Source organism: Pseudomonas fluorescens (assembly GCF_005938625.1).
In the GTDB taxonomy this organism is placed as follows: Bacteria; Pseudomonadota; Gammaproteobacteria; order Pseudomonadales; family Pseudomonadaceae; genus Aquipseudomonas; species Aquipseudomonas fluorescens_BD.
The window spans coordinates 1-16,400 of the sequence record NZ_VCNJ01000006.1 but is presented as its reverse complement, the minus strand read 5'-3'; the positions used below and the strand labels follow the sequence as shown (position 1 = coordinate 16,400).

Genomic DNA, 16,400 nt, shown 5'->3' with positions numbered 1-16,400 from the left:
TTTTTGTGGCGATTGCGTTACACATTAGTGCACGCATAACGTAATCGCGTTACTTATAGAAACAGTCAATCAACCACGATAGTAGCGTTGTGGAACAAATGGCATTTTGCTTACAAGCATTTGCACCTTTTTCCCACGTACGATGGCCCAGACCGGTGTGTCGATGGCGACATAAGCGCTGTCCAGGTAACCCATTGCCAGCGGACCGCCCAAGGTCGGACCGAAGCCGCCACTGCACACGCTACCGATGATTTCGCCGGCTTCGTTGACGATTTCTGCGCCTTCACGCACCGGGGTGCGTTCCTGTGGCAGCAGGCCGACGCGTTTGCGTGCCACGCCATTTTGTTGTTGGGCGAAAATATGTTCTGCGCCCGGGAAACCGCCGGCCCGCGCGCCATCAGCGCGACGTGGCTTGGAGATCGCCCACAACAGGCTGGCTTCGATCGGCGTGGTCTCGGTGTTCATGTCGTGGCCATACAGGCACAGGCCAGCTTCCAGGCGCAGCGAATCGCGGGCACCGAGGCCGATGGCCTGGACTTCCGGTTCAGCGAGCAGGGCGCGGGCGAGTTTTTCCGCGTCGGCGGCCGGAACGGAGATTTCGAAACCGTCTTCACCGGTATAGCCCGAGCGGCTGACAAAGCATTCGACGCCCAGCAGATTCACACGGGCGAACTGCATAAAAGTCATTTTTTCAACGGAAGGCGCCAGTCGCGCCAGCACCGTAACGGCCGCCGGACCCTGCAATGCCAGCAGTGCGCGCTCTTCGAACAGCGCCGTAATGGTGCACTGAGCGCCGATGTGCTTTTGCAGGTGGGCCAGGTCCTGATCCTTGCAGGCGGCGTTTACCACCAGGAACAGTTCGTCATTGCCGAGGTTGGCGACCATCAGGTCATCGAGGATGCCGCCGTTATCATTGGTGAACATCGCGTAACGCTGCATGCCCACCGGCAGGTCGATGATGTCTACTGGTACCAGGCTTTCCAGGGCTTTGGCGGCATTGGCACCGGTCAGGCGGATCTGGCCCATGTGCGAGACGTCGAACAGCCCGGCATGCTCACGGGTGTGCTGGTGTTCTTTCATCACGCCGAGCGGGTATTGCACCGGCATGTCGTAGCCGGCGAACGGCACCATGCGAGCGCCGAGTTCGAGGTGCAGAGCGTGCAGCGGGGTTTTCGACAGTTGTTCGGTGGACATGCGTGGCTCCTTGAAAATTTGAGTTGGGGGGGATGGGGCTAGATTAAGATCAAGATCAAAAGCCCCTCACCCCAGCCCTCTCCCAGAGGGAGAGGGGGCTAGTTACGTTTCGTGATCAGCATTCGATAATGTTGACCGCCAGACCGCCGCGTGCGGTCTCTTTGTATTTGCTTTTCATGTCGGCGCCGGTCTGGCGCATGGTGCGGATGACTTTGTCGAGGGAGACGAAATGCTGGCCATCGCCGCGCATGGCCATGCGCACCGCGTTAATGGCTTTCACCGAGCCCATCGCATTGCGTTCGATGCATGGCACTTGCACCAGTCCGCCAATCGGGTCGCAGGTCAGGCCGAGGTTGTGCTCCATGCCGATTTCCGCAGCGTTCTCGACTTGCTGAACGCTGCCGCCGAGCACTTCGCACAACGCACCAGCCGCCATCGAACAGGCCACGCCGACTTCACCCTGACAACCGACTTCGGCGCCGGAGATCGAAGCGTTCTCCTTGTAGAGAATGCCGATGGCTGCAGCGGTCAGCAAAAAGCGCACGACGCCGTCGTCATTCGCGCCGGGGATAAAGCGCATGTAGTAATGCAGCACCGCCGGAATGATCCCCGCCGCACCGTTGGTAGGTGCGGTAACCACACGCCCGCCGTTGGCGTTTTCTTCGTTGACCGCCAAGGCGTAGAGGTTGACCCAGTCGAGCACCGACAACGGATCGCGCAACGCCGATTCCGGGTTTTTGCACAGCTGCCGATGCAGCGCCGCGGCACGGCGTTTGACCTTCAAACCGCCCGGCAGAATGCCTTCGTTACGACAACCTGCAGCTACGCAGTCCTGCATCACCTGCCAGATGTTCAGCAAGCCGGCGCGAGTTTCCGCTTCCGGGCGCCAGGCGCTTTCGTTGGTCAGCATGACCTGACTGATCGATAGGCCGTAGGTGGCGCAATGACCGAGCAAGTCCTTGGCGCTTTTGAACGGGAAGGTCAGCGGCGTGGCGTCTTCGACAATGCGATCGGCGCCGGCCGCGTCCTCGTCGACAACAAAACCGCCGCCAACCGAGTAGTACTCGCGGCTGCGTATCTGCAGGCCCGCCGCATCAAAGGCGCGGAAGATCATGCCGTTGGGGTGATAGGCCAGCGGCTTGCGGATCATCGCCAGGTGTTCTTTCTCGTTGAACGCGATGCTGTGTTCGCCGAGCAGATTCAGTCGAGCGTTGCCGCGAATCTCTTGCAGGCGCGTGGCGACGGTTTCGGTATCAACGGTGTCCGGGTGTTCGCCTTCGAGGCCGAGCAGCACGGCTTTGTCGCTGCCGTGACCTTTACCGGTGGCGCCGAGGGAACCGTAGAGCTCGACGCGAACGCTGGCGGTGGTGGTCAGCAGATTTTCACGGCGTAAACCTTCGGCGAAACGCGCGGCAGCACGCATCGGGCCGACGGTGTGGGAACTGGAGGGGCCGATGCCAATCTTGAACAGGTCGAACACGCTTAACGACATGAGGGGGGGCTCCTGCGGAGCAGTTGTGAGCTTCAAGTTGCAAGCTACAAAAAAGCGGATCGGGTTTCCTTGCGGCTTCTATAAGGCCGCAGTGCATGCAGCGAGACACAAGCCGCAAGTAAAAAGCAGATCAGCCCTTACTTGCAGCTTGTAGCTCAAAGCTCGCAGCTGCTTTCCTTAAGCGTAGCTTTCGATCGACGGGCAGGCGCAGACCAGGTTGCGATCGCCAAAGACGTTGTCGACACGACCGACCGGCGGCCAGTATTTGCCTTCAATCAACGATGCGACCGGGTACACGGCCTGCTCGCGGCTGTACGGGTGAGTCCACTCGCCAACCAGCTCTGCCGCCGTGTGCGGAGCGTTCTTCAGCGGGTTGTCGTCCTTGTCCAGCGTGCCGTTTTCCACCGCGCGGATTTCTTCGCGGATGCGGATCATGGCGTCGCAGAAGCGATCCAGCTCTTCTTTGGATTCACTTTCGGTCGGCTCGATCATCAGCGTGCCCGCAACCGGGAACGACATGGTCGGCGCGTGGAAGCCGAAGTCGATCAGGCGCTTGGCGACGTCATCAACGCTGATGCCGCTGCTGTCTTTCAACGGACGCAGATCGAGAATGCACTCGTGCGCCACCAGGCCATTGCTGCCGGTGTACAGCACGGGGTAGTGCTCTTCCAGGCGACGGGAAATGTAGTTGGCATTGAGGATCGCCAACTGCGAAGCGCGCTTCAGACCGGCGCCACCCATCATGCGAATGTACATCCAGGTGATCGGCAAAATACTTGCGCTGCCAAACGGTGCCGCGCAGACCGCGCCTTCCTTGCGTTCCATCTGGCCGTGGCCTGGCAGGAACGGCGTCAGGTGCGACTTCACGCCGATCGGACCAACGCCCGGGCCGCCACCGCCGTGGGGGATGCAGAAGGTTTTGTGCAAGTTAAGGTGCGAAACGTCGCCGCCGAACTTGCCCGGAGCGCAGAGGCCGACCATCGCGTTCATGTTGGCGCCATCGATGTACACCTGGCCGCCGTTGTCATGAATGATCCCGCAGATTTCGCGGATGCCTTCTTCGAACACGCCGTGGGTCGACGGGTAAGTGATCATCAGTGCGGCGAGGTGTTCGCGGTGCTCGATGGCTTTGGCACGCAGGTCTTCGATGTCGACGTTGCCGCGCGCATCGCAGGCGGTCACGACCACGCGCATGCCAGCCATATTGGCGGTGGCCGGGTTGGTGCCGTGGGCGGACGACGGGATCAGGCAGATGTCGCGACGCTCATCGCCACGGCTCTGGTGATAGGCGCGGATCGCCAACAGGCCTGCGTATTCACCTTGCGAACCGGCGTTCGGTTGCAGCGAGATCGCGTCGTAACCGGTGGCGGCGCAGAGCATCGCTTCCAGCTCGTCGGTCAGTTGCTGGTAACCGGCACTTTGTACGGCCGGGGCGAACGGGTGCAGCGCACCGAATTCAGCCCAGGTCACCGGGATCATTTCGCTGGCGGCGTTGAGTTTCATGGTGCACGAGCCGAGCGGAATCATGGTGCGATCCAGTGCCAGGTCCTTGTCCGCCAGCTTGCGCAGGTAGCGCATCAGCTCGGTTTCCGAGTGATAACGGTTGAACACCGGGTGGCTGAGGATTGGCGACTGACGTACTAGCGATGTTGGAATAGTGCTCTGCACGGAGGCGGCGAGAGCAGCGAAGTCCGGCAGGGTTTTGCCGTCGGCGAACAGGCCCCACAGGGTTTCGATGTCCGCCTGGGTGGTGGTTTCGTCGACCGACAGGCCCAGACGCTGAGCGTCGATCACGCGCAGGTTGATCTGCGCAGCGTGCGCCTGGTCGTGCAGTGGGGCGGTTTGTGCGCCGGTAGCGACGGTCAGGGTGTCGAAGAAACTGGCTTGTTCGACTTTCGCGCCCAGCGCGGTCAGGCCCTTGGCGAGAATCGCGGTCAAGTGATGGATGCGGTTGGCGATCTGGGTCAGGCCTTTCGGGCCGTGGTAGACGGCGTACATGCTGGCGATGTTGGCCAGCAGCACCTGTGCGGTGCAGATGTTCGACGTGGCCTTCTCGCGGCGGATGTGTTGCTCGCGGGTTTGCATCGCCAGACGCAGGGCCGGCTTGCCGAAACGGTCGACCGAGACACCGACCAGACGGCCCGGCATGTCGCGCTTGAACGCATCTTTGGTAGAGAAGTAAGCGGCGTGCGGGCCACCGAAGCCCAGCGGCACGCCGAAACGTTGTGCCGAACCGATGGCGACGTCAGCGCCGAACTCGCCCGGGGCGGTCAGCAAGGTCAGGGCCAGCAGATCAGCGGCCACGGCCACCAACGCGTTGGCGGCGTGGAAGCGCTCGGTCAGTTCGCGGTAGTCGAACACATCACCGTTGCTCGCCGGGTATTGCAGCAGCGCGCCGAAGAACGGCGTCACGTCGTCCAGTTCACGCTCATCACCGACCACCACGTCGATACCCAGCGGCTCGGCACGGGTGCGCAGCACGTCGAGGGTTTGCGGGTGGCTGTGGATCGAGGCGAAGAATTGGTGGCTGCCTTTGTTCTTGCTCAGGCGTTTGCAGAAGGTCATGGCTTCGGCAGCGGCGGTGGCTTCATCGAGCAAGGAAGCGTTGGCGATCGGCAGACCGGTGAGGTCGCTGATCATGGTCTGGAAGTTCAGCAGCGCTTCGAGACGACCTTGGGAAATTTCTGGCTGGTACGGCGTGTAAGCGGTGTACCAGGCCGGATTTTCCAACAGGTTGCGCAAGATCGGCGACGGCGTGTGGCAGTTGTAGTAGCCCTGGCCGATGTAGGTCTTGAACAGTTGGTTTTTGCCAGCGATGGATTTGATCATCGCCAGGGCATCGGCTTCGCTGAGGCCGTCGTCCAGGCCGAGCACGCTGGTGCCCTTGATGCTTTCCGGGATGACGCTGGCGCTCAGCGCTTCGAGGGAATCGAAGCCGAGGCTGTTGAGCATGGCTTGCTCGTCACCGGCGCGTGGGCCGATGTGACGGGCAATGAATTCGTTGGCGGTGCCGAGGTTGATTTGGCTCATGTCGGTATTCCTCAGGCTTCGGCTTGGGCTTTGATCAGACGGTCGTACGCGTCCTGGTCGAGCAATTTGGCCACGGCCGACGCGTCGCTAGGTTTGAAGCGGAAGAACCAGCCTTCGCCCAGCGGATCTTCGTTGACCAGTTCCGGGCTGTCTTCCAGCGCCGGGTTGGTTGCGAGTACTTCGCCGTCGAGCGGCATGTACACGCCGCTGGCGGCTTTTACCGATTCCACGGTGGCGGCTTCGGCGCCTTTTTCGTAAGCCTGCAGCTCAGGCAGTTGCACGAACACCACGTCGCCCAGGGCGTTCTGCGCGAAAGCGGTAATGCCGACAGTAACGCTGCCGTCAGCTTCGGTGCGCAGCCATTCGTGATCTTCAGTAAAACGCAACTCGCTCATGGAAACTCCTCAGGGGGCCATACTCGTCTGGTGGACGCGGTGGAATAGTCGGGCGCGAAGGCCCTTATTTATGAGGGGTTGATTAGCAAGAATGCGGCCAAAGTTTATTTATCGTTATAAATCAATGGTTTAGATATTAATGGGGTCGACAAGGCCGGCATGTCTGTAGCGAAATCGCTACAGCATAGAGCGAGGATAAAAGCTGAACGGGATCAAAGCCTTGCACAGCGGCAATCAAAGGTGGGTGTAGCGAAATCGTTCCGCTGTAGCGCTTTCAGTACAGTTGGAGGTCGTTTTTAAACTGGGAACCCTGATTTTTTGAATTGGAAACCCGGACTGTAGGAGCTGCCGAAGGCTGCGATCTTGACCCGGGCAATACACATCCAAAGTCAAAAGATCGCAGCCTCCGGCAGCTCCTACAAGGGGATTTGTGGTGCTTTCAGGGCTTGTTGGGTATGCCGTACTTGCGCAATCGATGCGCGATCGCCGTGTGCGACGTTTGCAGGCGGCTGGCCAGTTGGCGGGTCGAGGGGTAGCTGACGTAGAGTTTTTCCAGCAGCGTTTTTTCGAAGGACTCGACCGCTTGTTCGAGGCTGTCGACGTCGCTGTCAGACTGACGCGCAACCGAGGTACCAGCAATATCGAGATCGCCAATATCCACCAGGCTGCTCTCGCAAATCGCCGCCGCGCGGAAGATCACGTTCTGCAATTGTCGTACGTTGCCCGGCCAGCGATTGCCGAGCAGGGCCGGGTAAGTCCCCGGGGCGAGGCGGCAGACCGGGCGCTGGATCTGCGCACAGGCCTGCTGCATGAAATAGCGCGCCAACAGCAGAATGTCCTGACCGCGCTCACGCAATGGCGGCACTTCAACGTTGAGCACGTTGAGGCGATAGAACAGGTCTTCGCGGAACAGGCCTTCGCTGACCATTTTTTCCAGATCACGGTGGGTTGCGCTGAGGATGCGCACGTTGACCTTGACCTCACGATCACCGCCCACCCGGCGGAAGCTGCCATCGTTCAAGAAGCGCAGCAGCTTGGCCTGCAAATATGGCGACATCTCGCCGATCTCATCGAGGAATACCGTGCCCTGGTTGGCCAGTTCCATCAGTCCCGGTTTGCCGCCACGGGCCGCGCCGGTGAAGGCGCCGGGGGCGTAGCCGAAGAGTTCGCTCTCAGCGAGGTTCTCGGGCAGTGCTGCGCAATTCAACGCCAGAAACGGCGCACTGTGTCGCGTGCTGATCGCGTGGCAGGCCCGGGCAACCAGTTCTTTACCGGTGCCGGTTTCGCCCTGGATCAACAACGGCGCATCGAGAGCGGCAACCCGTTGCGCGCGAGCCTTGAGCGTGCGGATCGCCGGGGATTCGCCAAGCAGTGCATCGAAGCCTTCGGCATGGTCGTGGTGCAATGCCGAGAGTTGTTCGCCGATGCGGTTCGGTTGATACAAGGTCAGCAGAGCGCCAGCGTCGGTGATCGGCGTGGCGTCGAGCAGCAGGGTCTGGCCGTTGACGGTGATTTCGCGCAGCGGCAAACGGAAGCCGTGTTCGAGCAAGGTGTCGAGCAGTCCGGGATCGTTGAACAGTTCGGAGACGCTTTCACCGGCCGGTTCACGACCGTAGAGCGCGATCAACGCCGGGTTGGCCAGCAGCACTTTGCCGGCGCTGTCGAGCGCCAGAACCGGATCGGTCATTGCCGCCAGCAACGCGTCAAGCTGCAGGTGTCGACGCTGGCCAGGGAGGATGTCGACCACGGTCACTGCTTCCACGCCGAGCACGCGAAACAACGCATCTTTCAGTTCTTCGAGCACTTGCGGGCTCAGGGTCGGCGCGTCGATGTAGACGTTCGGCGGGATCATCTCCACCGCATCCAGATTGAGATTGCGCCCACCGAGGATAGCCAGGACTTCCTGGGTGATGCCGACGCGGTCGATGAAACTGACGTGGATACGCATGGGGCGGTTCAATGATCTGCAGAGCGGAGGGTGGCAAGTATGCCTTGGGCTTGGAGAGAGGTGAAAGCAAAAGCGCCCTCACCCCAGCCCTCTCCCGGAGGGAGAGGGGGCCGACCGAGGTGTCTTGGGTTTGACATCGACCTGCTAAATCGAGTCGATTATGGATTCGATGATGCAGGAGCAGGTCGACGTAACTCTGCAGCATCCCGCATTCAGTCCCCTCTCCCTCCGGGAGAGGGCTAGGGTGAGGGGCTCTTGAGGGTTACTCAAAATGCTCAGGATTGACCGGATCCCCGGATTGCATATTCAACTTCTGCCGAATGTCTTCGAACATCAAATCGTAATGCTTGTGCACCGAACCGATCTGGCTGTGCGCCTTGGGAATCCCGTACTTCTCGGCGATGCGGGTCACATCGCGGGCGAAGTTGTAAGCCTCTTCCTTGGGCAGGAAAAACGTTTCCTTCATGTCCTTGCCCTGCATGCTGCCATGCAGCGTGAACTGTATCCCTTTGCCTTTCTGCGGATCGGTGAACAATTCATAGTCGAGGTGCACGTTGTAATTGACGTCATCGTCGGTCAACGCGTGCCGCTCAATGTGCAAATGACCGGGTTCAAACTGGGCCATGGGTTTCTCCTTTCAAGGCATGGGAGAAGGGCAGATCTCGGGCCTGCCCCCGGAGTTTCTAATTATCGGTAAGTGATGCCGGGCTTCGCCGTGGTCACGCGAGTACCGGCAGTACCCTGGACAATCGCTTCGATATCCGCCAGCGAACCGATCACCGCGACCTTGCCAGTATGGCGCGCGAATTCGCAGGCTGCCTGCACCTTCGGCCCCATGGATCCAGCGGCGAAACCGAGGCGTTCGAGTTCGTCCGGGTGCGCTTCGGCAATAGCTTTCTGCGTTGGTTTGCCGTAGTCGATGAACGCGGCGTTGACGTCCGTGGCAATCACCAGCAGGTCGGCTTCCAGTTGCTCGGCGAGCAGCGACGAGCACAGATCCTTGTCGATCACCGCCTCGATGCCTTTGAGGTTGCGGTTCTCGTCATACATGGTCGGAATCCCGCCACCACCGGCGCAAATCACGATGCTGCCCTTGTCGAGCAGCCACTTGATCGGGCGGATTTCGAAGATGCGTTTTGGCCGTGGACTGGCCACGACACGACGGTACTTATCGCCATCCGGGGCAATCGCCCAGCCTTTTTCGGCGGCGAGTTTTTCCGCTTCAGCCTTGTCGTAGACCGGGCCGATCGGCTTGGTCGGGTTCTTGAACGCGGGGTCGTTGGCGTCGACTTCAACCTGGGTCAGCAGGGTGGCGAATGGCACTTCAAAGTCGAGCAGGTTGCCCAGTTCCTGTTCGATGATGTAGCCGATCATGCCTTCAGTTTCGGCGCCGAGTACGTCCAACGGGTATGGGGTGACGGAGGTGTAGGCCGCCGCTTGCAGCGACAGCAGGCCGACTTGCGGGCCATTGCCGTGGGCGATGACCAGTTGATTGCCGGGATGGATCTTGGCGATTTGCTCGGTGGCGATGCGGATGTTGGCGCGCTGATTGTCAGCGGTCATCGGTTCACCACGGCGGAGCAGGGCGTTACCGCCCAGAGCTACGACGATACGCATAATGCAATCCTTTCAGAGTTCGATGACCCTGTAGGAGCTGCCGAAGGCTGCGATCTGTTGATCTTGATCTCGATTTGAACAAGCAAAGTCAAAAGATCGCAGCCTTCGGCAGCTCCTACAGGTTGTTGGTTGATCAGGAGAACCTGATCATCCAGTTACAGATCAGCCAGGGTCGAGACCAGAATCGCCTTGATTGTGTGCATGCGGTTTTCCGCTTGCTCGAAGGCGATGCAGGCTGGGGACTCGAACACGTCGTCAGTCACTTCGATGCCGTTTTTCAGGTGCGGGTACTGCTCGGCAATCTGTTTGCCGACCTTGGTATCGCTGTTGTGGAACGCCGGCAGGCAGTGCATGAACTTGGTGCGCGGGTTGCCGCTGGCTTTCATCAGTTCGGCGTTGACCTGATACGGCAGCAGTTGCTGGATACGCTCGGCCCAGGCTTCCACCGGTTCGCCCATCGATACCCAAACGTCGGTGTGGATGAAGTCGACGCCTTTGACGGCGGCTTTCGGGTCTTCAGTGAGGGTGATGCGCGCACCACTTTCTTCCGCATATTTGTGGCAGCGCTCGACCAGATCATCCAGTGGCCACAGCGCTTTCGGCGCGCAGATGCGCACGTCCATGCCGAGTTTGGCGCCGACCAGCAGCAACGAGTTGCCCATGTTGTTGCGCGCGTCGCCGAGGTAGGCGTAGCTGATTTCATGGATCGGCTTGTCGGCGTGTTCACGCATGGTCAGCACGTCGGCGATCATCTGAGTCGGGTGATATTCATCGGTCAGACCGTTGAACACCGGCACGCCGGCGAACTTGGCCAGCTCTTCGACGATTTCCTGTTTGAAGCCACGGTATTCGATGGCGTCGTACATGCGCCCCAGCACGCGGGCGGTATCTTTCATGCTTTCTTTGTGGCCGATCTGCGACGAGTTCGGGTCGATGTAGGTGACGTTGGCGCCTTGGTCATAGGCTGCCACTTCGAAGGCGCAACGGGTGCGGGTCGAGGTTTTTTCGAAGATCAGGGCGATGTTGTTGCCCTTCAGGTGTTGTTGCTCGGTGCCGGTGTATTTTGCGCGTTTGAGGTCGCGGGACAGGTCGAGCAGGTAACGCAGCTCACGTGGGGTGTGGTGTTCCAGGCTGAGCAGGTTACGGTTGTGAATGTTAAAAGCCATGATGGATCTCCTTCGGTGTCGGTTATCCCCCTGGCCGTGACTTTCTGTTGCGAGCAGGTAAGTGACGGCCAGGGCTCAGAGGTTTAGTAATCGATCGGGTCGCGGATGATCGGGCAGGTCATGCAGTGGCCGCCGCCACGGCCTCGGCCCAGTTCGCCTGCGCTGATGGTGATGACTTCCACGCCTGCCTTGCGCAGCAAGGTGTTGGTGTAGGTGTTGCGGTCGTAGCCGATGACCACGCCCGGCTCCACGGCCACCACGTTGTTGCCGTCGTCCCATTGCTCGCGTTCGGCGGCGAAGCTGTTGCCGCCGGTTTCCACCACGCGCAGCTTCGGCAGGTTGAGGGCTTTGGCCACGGTGTCGAGGAAGGTGCCTTCTTCGCGGCGGATGTCGATGCCGCCCTGTTTGCTTTCGTCAGGGCGCAGGGTGAACGCAACGATCTGATTCACCACTTCCGGGAAAATCGTCACCAGGTCGCGGTCGCAGAAGCTGAACACGGTGTCGAGGTGCATCGCCGCGCGGGACTTCGGCAGGCCGGCGACGATGACTTTTTCCACGGCTTTGTTCTTGAACAGGTTCAGCGCCAGTTGGCCGATGGCCTGACGCGATGAGCGTTCGCCCATGCCGATCAACACCACGCCGTTGCCGATCGGCATGACGTCGCCGCCCTCAAGGGTAGAGCTGCCGTGTTCCTTGTCCGGGTCGCCGTACCAGATTTCGAATTCGGCGTTGGTGAACTGTGGATGGAATTTGTAGATCGCGGTCGCCAGCAGGGTTTCCTGACGACGCGCTGGCCAGTACATCGGGTTCAGCGTCACGCCGCCGTATATCCAGCAAGTGGTGTCGCGGGTGAACTGGGTGTTCGGCAGCGGCGGCAGAATGAAGCTCGAATGACCGAGGAAGTCGCGGAACATCTGGATGGTCTTGCCACCGAAGCTGTCCGGCAGGTCATCGGCAGATACGCCGCCAATCAGGAATTCGGCGATGTGCCGCGGCTCGAGGCTTTTCAGCCAGGATTTGACTTCGTTTATCAGGCCCAGGCCCACCGAGTCGGCGGTGACCTTGCGTTCGAGAATCCAGTCCAGCGCTTCCGGGATAGCGACGATGTCGGTCAGCAGGTTGTGCATTTCCAGCACATCGATGCCGCGCTCACGCATTTTGGTCACGAAGTCGAAGTGGTCGCGCTTGGCCTGGGCCACCCAGAGCACGTCATCGAACAGCAGTTCATCGCAGTTGTTCGGGGTCAGCCGCTGATGGGCCAGACCTGGGGAGCACACCATGACTTTGCGCAGTTTGCCGGCTTCGGAATGGACGCCGTACTTAACTTTTTCCGTGGTCATTTCAGATCCTCCAGATAACAAAACAATCAGGGGTTACAGAGTCAGGAAGCCGTCGTAGAGACCGTAGGCCGCCACCAGGGCACCCACGACCACTGCGGCGAAAATCAGCTTCTCGACGTTAGTGAAAATCGGTTGTTTGAGTTCCAGCTTGGCTTTGGCGAACAGGATCGCGCCAGGTGCGTAGAGCAGGGCCGAGAGCAGCAAGTACTTGACCCCGCCGGCATACAGCAGCCACACCGCGTAGATCAGCGCGATGCCGCCGATAATCAGATCCTTGCGTCGTTCGGCCGCAAAGCCTTCGTAGCTTTCGCCGCGCACCGCCAGCAGCAGGGCATAGGCTGCCGACCACAGGTACGGCACCAGAATCATCGAAGTGGCGAGGTAGATCAGCGACAGGTAAGTGCTGGCCGAGAACAGCGTGATGATCAGGAAAATCTGCACCATCGCGTTGGTCAGCCACAGGGCGTTGACCGGTACGTGGTTGGCGTTTTCCTTACGCAGGAACTCCGGCATGGTGTGGTCTTTGGCGGCGGCGAACATGATCTCCGCACACAGCAGCACCCACGACAGCAGCGCGCCCAGCAACGAGATGATCAGACCGACGCTGATCAGCACCGCGCCCCAGTGACCGACCACGTGCTCAAGCACGGCGGCCATCGACGGGTTCTGCAGTTTCGCCAGTTCCGGCTGAGTCATGATGCCCAGCGACAGCACGTTCACCAGCACCAGAAACAGCAGCACGGTGATGAAGCCGATCACGGTGGCTTTGCCGACGTCCGAGCGTTTTTCGGCGCGGGCCGAGAAGATGCTCGCGCCCTCGATGCCGATGAACACCCACACGGTGACCAGCATCATGTTGCGCACCTGGTTCATCACGCTGCCCAGGTCCGGGTTTTTGATGCCCCAGATGTCGGCGGTGAAGATGTCCAGTTTGAAGGCGAACACCGCGATCAATACGAACAGCAGCAGCGGTACGACCTTGGCAACCGTGGTCACCAGGTTGATGAACGCCGCTTCCTTGATCCCGCGCAGCACCAGAAAGTGCACCGCCCACAACAGCACCGAGGCGCCAATCACCGCTGCGACAGTATTGCCCTCACCGAAAATCGGGAAGAAGTAACCGAGGGTACTGAACAGCAAAACGAAGTAACCGACGTTGCCCAGCCAGGCACTGATCCAGTAGCCCCAGGCGGACGAGAAACCCATGTAATCGCCGAATCCGGCCTTGGCGTAGGCGTAGACACCGCCGTCCAGGTCAGGCTTGCGATTGGCGAGGGTTTGGAAGACAAAAGCGAGGGTGAGCATGCCGACAGCGGTGATGGCCCAACCGATCAGTACCGCGCCGACATCGGCGCTGGCCGCCATGTTTTGTGGCAAAGAGAATATCCCGCCACCGATCATCGAGCCGACTACCAATGCAACCAGTGCACCTAGTCGTAGTTTTCCGGGAGCTTCAGACATTGCATGACTCCATTGCAGGAGAGAAGAGATCACAGCGTAGTTCTGTTGTCTGTTCAAACAGCTGACTTAGATCAGTGCATGGTCACATTCCATTGTTAATGAATGACTTAGGCTTCGGCTGAAGGCATAAAGCTATTGCCTGCAAGGCCCGTCCTAGAGGCTTTCTGGCTACATTTTTGGGAATGGCTATTATTACTTTCGAATTATCACGCTAGTTCTTTTTCAGCTTTTGGCAAATTTTCCGCCTCTGTTTTCAGTACAGAATTGAATTATCGGGATCAGCGCACAAAACTGTCTTAACGTGCTAGGCGTTAGCGTCATCGGCTATATATTTACTGGCTTTATCTGATAGCCATCATCTTGCTTTATTGATTTAGTTAATAGTTGTTACAAACAACCGCTCATCACTGCTAAAGGGAAAATGAAATGTCGCAACCGACGCAAAAGCTGCGATTAGGCGCGTTGATCGCCCTGGTGGTGGGTTCGATGATTGGCGGGGGAATTTTCTCGCTGCCGCAGAACATGGCGGCGCGCGCCGATGCCGGGGCGATTCTGATCGGTTGGGGGATTACCGCGATCGGCATGCTGACTCTGGCGTTCGTCTTTCAGACCCTGGCCAATCGCAAACCCGAACTGGATTCCGGCGTGTATGCCTACGCCAAGGCCGGATTCGGCGACTACATGGGCTTCTCGTCAGCCTGGGGTTACTGGATCAGTGCGTGGCTGGGCAACGTCGGTTACTTCGTCCTGCTGTTCAGCACCCTCGGTTACTTCTTTCCGGTGTTCGGGCAAGGCAATACGCCAATCGCCATCGGCTGCGCGTCGGTGCTGCTGTGGGCCGTGCATTTTCTGGTGATGCGCGGGATCAAGGAAGCGGCGCTGATCAATCAGCTGACCACGGTGGCCAAAGTCGTACCGCTGATCATGTTCATCGTCATCGCGGCGGTGGCATTCAAGGCTGACATTTTTACCCGCGATATCTGGGGCACCAGCAACCCGAATTTCGGCGGGGTGATGGATCAGGTGCGCAACATGATGCTGGTCACGGTGTTCGTGTTCATCGGCATCGAAGGCGCCAGCGTGTATTCGGCGCGGGCGGAGAAACGCAGCGACGTCGGTCGCGCCACGGTGATCGGTTTTGTCGGCGTGCTGGCGCTGCTGGTGCTGGTCAACGTGTTGTCGCTGGGGATCATGAGCCAGCCGGAGCTGGCGAATTTGCAGAACCCGTCACTGGCGGCGGTGCTCGAGCACATTGTCGGGCCGTGGGGCGCGTTGCTGATCAGCATCGGTCTGGCGATTTCGCTGCTCGGTGCGTTGCTGTCCTGGGCATTGCTGTGTGCGGAAATCCTCTTCGCCACGGCCAAGGACAAGACCATGCCGGCGTTCCTGAAAAAGGAAAACAAGAACCATGTGCCGGTCAACGCGTTGTGGCTGACCAACGCGATGATCCAGATTTTCCTGCTGATCACGCTGTTTTCGGCGGGCACTTACACCAGTCTGATTTATCTGGCGTCGTCGATGATTCTGGTGCCGTATCTGTGGTCGGCGGCGTACGCAGTGCTGCTCAGCGGGCGCGGCGAAACCTACGAACACGCCTCGGCCGAGCGCACCAAGGATCTGCTGATCGGCGGCATCGCCCTCGGTTATGCGGTGTGGCTGCTGTACGCCGGCGGGGTGAAGTATTTGCTGCTGTCGGCGTTGCTTTATGCACCGGGGGTGATTTTGTTTGCCAAGGCCAAACATGAGGCGGGCGAGCCACTGTTCACCCATGTCGAGAAGGGCATTTTCACCTGCGTGATCATCGGCGCGGGGCTGGCAGCGTATGGGTTGTACAGCGGTGTGCTGTCGTTGTGAGGTTGTCGCTGGCTTATCAGCCGCCCTATGACTGGGACGCGATGTTGGGGTTTCTTGCGGCGCGTGCGGTGGTCGGGATGGAGGTCGTGGTTGAGGGGGTGTACTCGCGGGCCATCGGATTGAACGGTGTTCACGGCACGGTTTCGGTCTGGCTTGGGGCGGCGGATGCGCTGGAGGTCGAGCTGGACTTTGCTGATCCGGCAGCGGTGCCCGAGATTGTTGTCAGGTTGCGGCGGATGTTTGATCTGAACGCGGATCTGGCGCTGATGCACGGGCATTTGGTGAATGATCCGCTGCTGGCGCGGTTGATTGCCGAGCGTCCGGGGTTGCGCATTCCCGGAGCGTGGGACGGGTTGGAATTGGCGTTTCGCGCGGTGCTTGGGCAGCAGATTACGGTGGTGGCGGCGATTCGTCTGGCGGGGAAACTGGTGGCGCAATATGGCGCGCCGCTGGATTCCACAGTGCCCGGATTGACGCATGTGTTTCCCGAGGTGCGGGTACTGGCAGGGGCAGATCTGGCGGCGCTGGGCATGCCAAAAAGTCGCGGGCGGACGCTGTCGGGGGTGGCGCAGGCGTTGCTGGAAGGACCGTCATTGTTTGAGCCGAATCGCCAGGGCGGCGTGGCACGGCTACTGGCGTTGCACGGGATAGGTGAGTGGACGGCGCAGTACATTGCGTTGCGGCAGTTGCGCGATCTGGATGGGTTTCCCCATGGCGATGTCGGGTTGTTGCGCGCGTTGGAGGTGCTGGAAGGCGAGCGGCCGACAGCGCGGGAATTGGCTTTGCGCGCTGAGACCTGGCGGCCTTATCGAGGGTATGCGGCGCAGCTTTTGTGGACATCTTTGAGCCGTGCGGACTGATCCGAATGTCGCTTGGTCAATTCAGGCCTCATCGCGAGCAGGC

Annotated in this window: 12 protein-coding genes; 2 read left to right on the top strand and 10 right to left on the bottom strand. The window is 59.8% G+C overall.

Translation table 11 applies throughout. The annotated features are described in order from the left end of the window. Window positions 1-69 precede the first annotated feature (69 nt). The 10 genes from gcvT to arcD (FGA82_RS05465) form a co-directional block, all read right to left on the bottom strand. A complete protein-coding gene (gcvT, locus tag FGA82_RS05510) occupies window positions 70-1,194 on the bottom strand; it encodes a glycine cleavage system aminomethyltransferase GcvT (protein WP_141126310.1) in 1,125 nt (374 codons plus the stop codon). Window positions 1,195-1,309: 115 nt separating this feature from the next. Next, window positions 1,310-2,686 (bottom strand): L-serine ammonia-lyase, encoded by a 1,377-nt coding sequence (locus FGA82_RS05505; protein ID WP_141126309.1) that lies wholly within the window; start codon window positions 2,684-2,686, stop codon window positions 1,310-1,312. Window positions 2,687-2,863: 177 nt separating this feature from the next. Further along, window positions 2,864-5,716, bottom strand: a complete 2,853-nt coding sequence (gcvP, locus tag FGA82_RS05500) for an aminomethyl-transferring glycine dehydrogenase (protein ID WP_141126308.1) — start codon at window positions 5,714-5,716, stop codon at window positions 2,864-2,866. Between the two features lie 11 nt (window positions 5,717-5,727). Beyond that, complete coding sequence (gene gcvH / locus FGA82_RS05495; protein WP_141126307.1) at window positions 5,728-6,111, bottom strand: glycine cleavage system protein GcvH; 384 nt, start codon at window positions 6,109-6,111, stop codon at window positions 5,728-5,730. Window positions 6,112-6,550: 439 nt separating this feature from the next. After that, on the bottom strand, window positions 6,551-8,059 hold the full coding sequence (locus tag FGA82_RS05490) for a sigma-54-dependent transcriptional regulator (RefSeq protein ID WP_141126306.1): 1,509 nt from the start codon (window positions 8,057-8,059) through the stop codon (window positions 6,551-6,553). A gap of 262 nt (window positions 8,060-8,321) precedes the next feature. Continuing rightward, a complete protein-coding gene (locus FGA82_RS05485; RefSeq protein ID WP_141126305.1) occupies window positions 8,322-8,684 on the bottom strand; it encodes a DUF5064 family protein in 363 nt (120 codons plus the stop codon). Window positions 8,685-8,746: 62 nt separating this feature from the next. Continuing rightward, complete coding sequence (arcC, locus tag FGA82_RS05480) at window positions 8,747-9,676, bottom strand: carbamate kinase (protein WP_141126304.1); 930 nt, start codon at window positions 9,674-9,676, stop codon at window positions 8,747-8,749. A 155-nt stretch (window positions 9,677-9,831) separates the two neighbouring features. Further along, complete coding sequence (locus FGA82_RS05475; protein WP_008086805.1) at window positions 9,832-10,842, bottom strand: ornithine carbamoyltransferase; 1,011 nt, start codon at window positions 10,840-10,842, stop codon at window positions 9,832-9,834. Window positions 10,843-10,925: 83 nt separating this feature from the next. Then, window positions 10,926-12,182 carry an arginine deiminase gene (gene arcA, locus FGA82_RS05470; protein WP_008086806.1) on the bottom strand — a complete coding sequence of 419 codons (1,257 nt, stop codon included), beginning with the start codon at window positions 12,180-12,182 and terminating at the stop codon, window positions 10,926-10,928. A gap of 33 nt (window positions 12,183-12,215) precedes the next feature. Further along, window positions 12,216-13,643, bottom strand: coding sequence for an arginine-ornithine antiporter (gene arcD / locus FGA82_RS05465; protein WP_007908042.1), 1,428 nt, complete (start codon window positions 13,641-13,643; stop codon window positions 12,216-12,218). 426 nt (window positions 13,644-14,069) lie between these two features. On the opposite strand from arcD (FGA82_RS05465), the gene arcD (FGA82_RS05460) reads away from it, so the two are divergent. After that, on the top strand, window positions 14,070-15,497 hold the full coding sequence (gene arcD, locus FGA82_RS05460) for an arginine-ornithine antiporter (protein WP_141126303.1): 1,428 nt from the start codon (window positions 14,070-14,072) through the stop codon (window positions 15,495-15,497). After that, window positions 15,494-16,357: a DNA-3-methyladenine glycosylase family protein gene (locus FGA82_RS05455; protein ID WP_141126302.1), complete on the top strand. Its 864-nt coding sequence runs from the start codon at window positions 15,494-15,496 to the stop codon at window positions 16,355-16,357. Before arcD (FGA82_RS05460) ends, FGA82_RS05455 begins: the two co-directional genes overlap by 4 nt. Window positions 16,358-16,400: the final 43 nt, after the last annotated feature.

Coding starts and splice junctions, on each gene's coding strand:
- arcD (WP_141126303.1), top strand. CDS start 14,070: ATGTCGCAACCGACGCAAAAGCTGCGATTAGGCGCGTTGATCGCCCTG.
- FGA82_RS05475 (WP_008086805.1), bottom strand. CDS start 10,842: ATGGCTTTTAACATTCACAACCGTAACCTGCTCAGCCTGGAACACCAC.
- gcvP (WP_141126308.1), bottom strand. CDS start 5,716: ATGAGCCAAATCAACCTCGGCACCGCCAACGAATTCATTGCCCGTCAC.
- FGA82_RS05490 (WP_141126306.1), bottom strand. CDS start 8,059: ATGCGTATCCACGTCAGTTTCATCGACCGCGTCGGCATCACCCAGGAA.
- gcvT (WP_141126310.1), bottom strand. CDS start 1,194: ATGTCCACCGAACAACTGTCGAAAACCCCGCTGCACGCTCTGCACCTC.
- gcvH (WP_141126307.1), bottom strand. CDS start 6,111: ATGAGCGAGTTGCGTTTTACTGAAGATCACGAATGGCTGCGCACCGAA.
- FGA82_RS05485 (WP_141126305.1), bottom strand. CDS start 8,684: ATGGCCCAGTTTGAACCCGGTCATTTGCACATTGAGCGGCACGCGTTG.
- arcA (WP_008086806.1), bottom strand. CDS start 12,182: ATGACCACGGAAAAAGTTAAGTACGGCGTCCATTCCGAAGCCGGCAAA.
- arcC (WP_141126304.1), bottom strand. CDS start 9,676: ATGCGTATCGTCGTAGCTCTGGGCGGTAACGCCCTGCTCCGCCGTGGT.
- arcD (WP_007908042.1), bottom strand. CDS start 13,643: ATGTCTGAAGCTCCCGGAAAACTACGACTAGGTGCACTGGTTGCATTG.
- FGA82_RS05505 (WP_141126309.1), bottom strand. CDS start 2,686: ATGTCGTTAAGCGTGTTCGACCTGTTCAAGATTGGCATCGGCCCCTCC.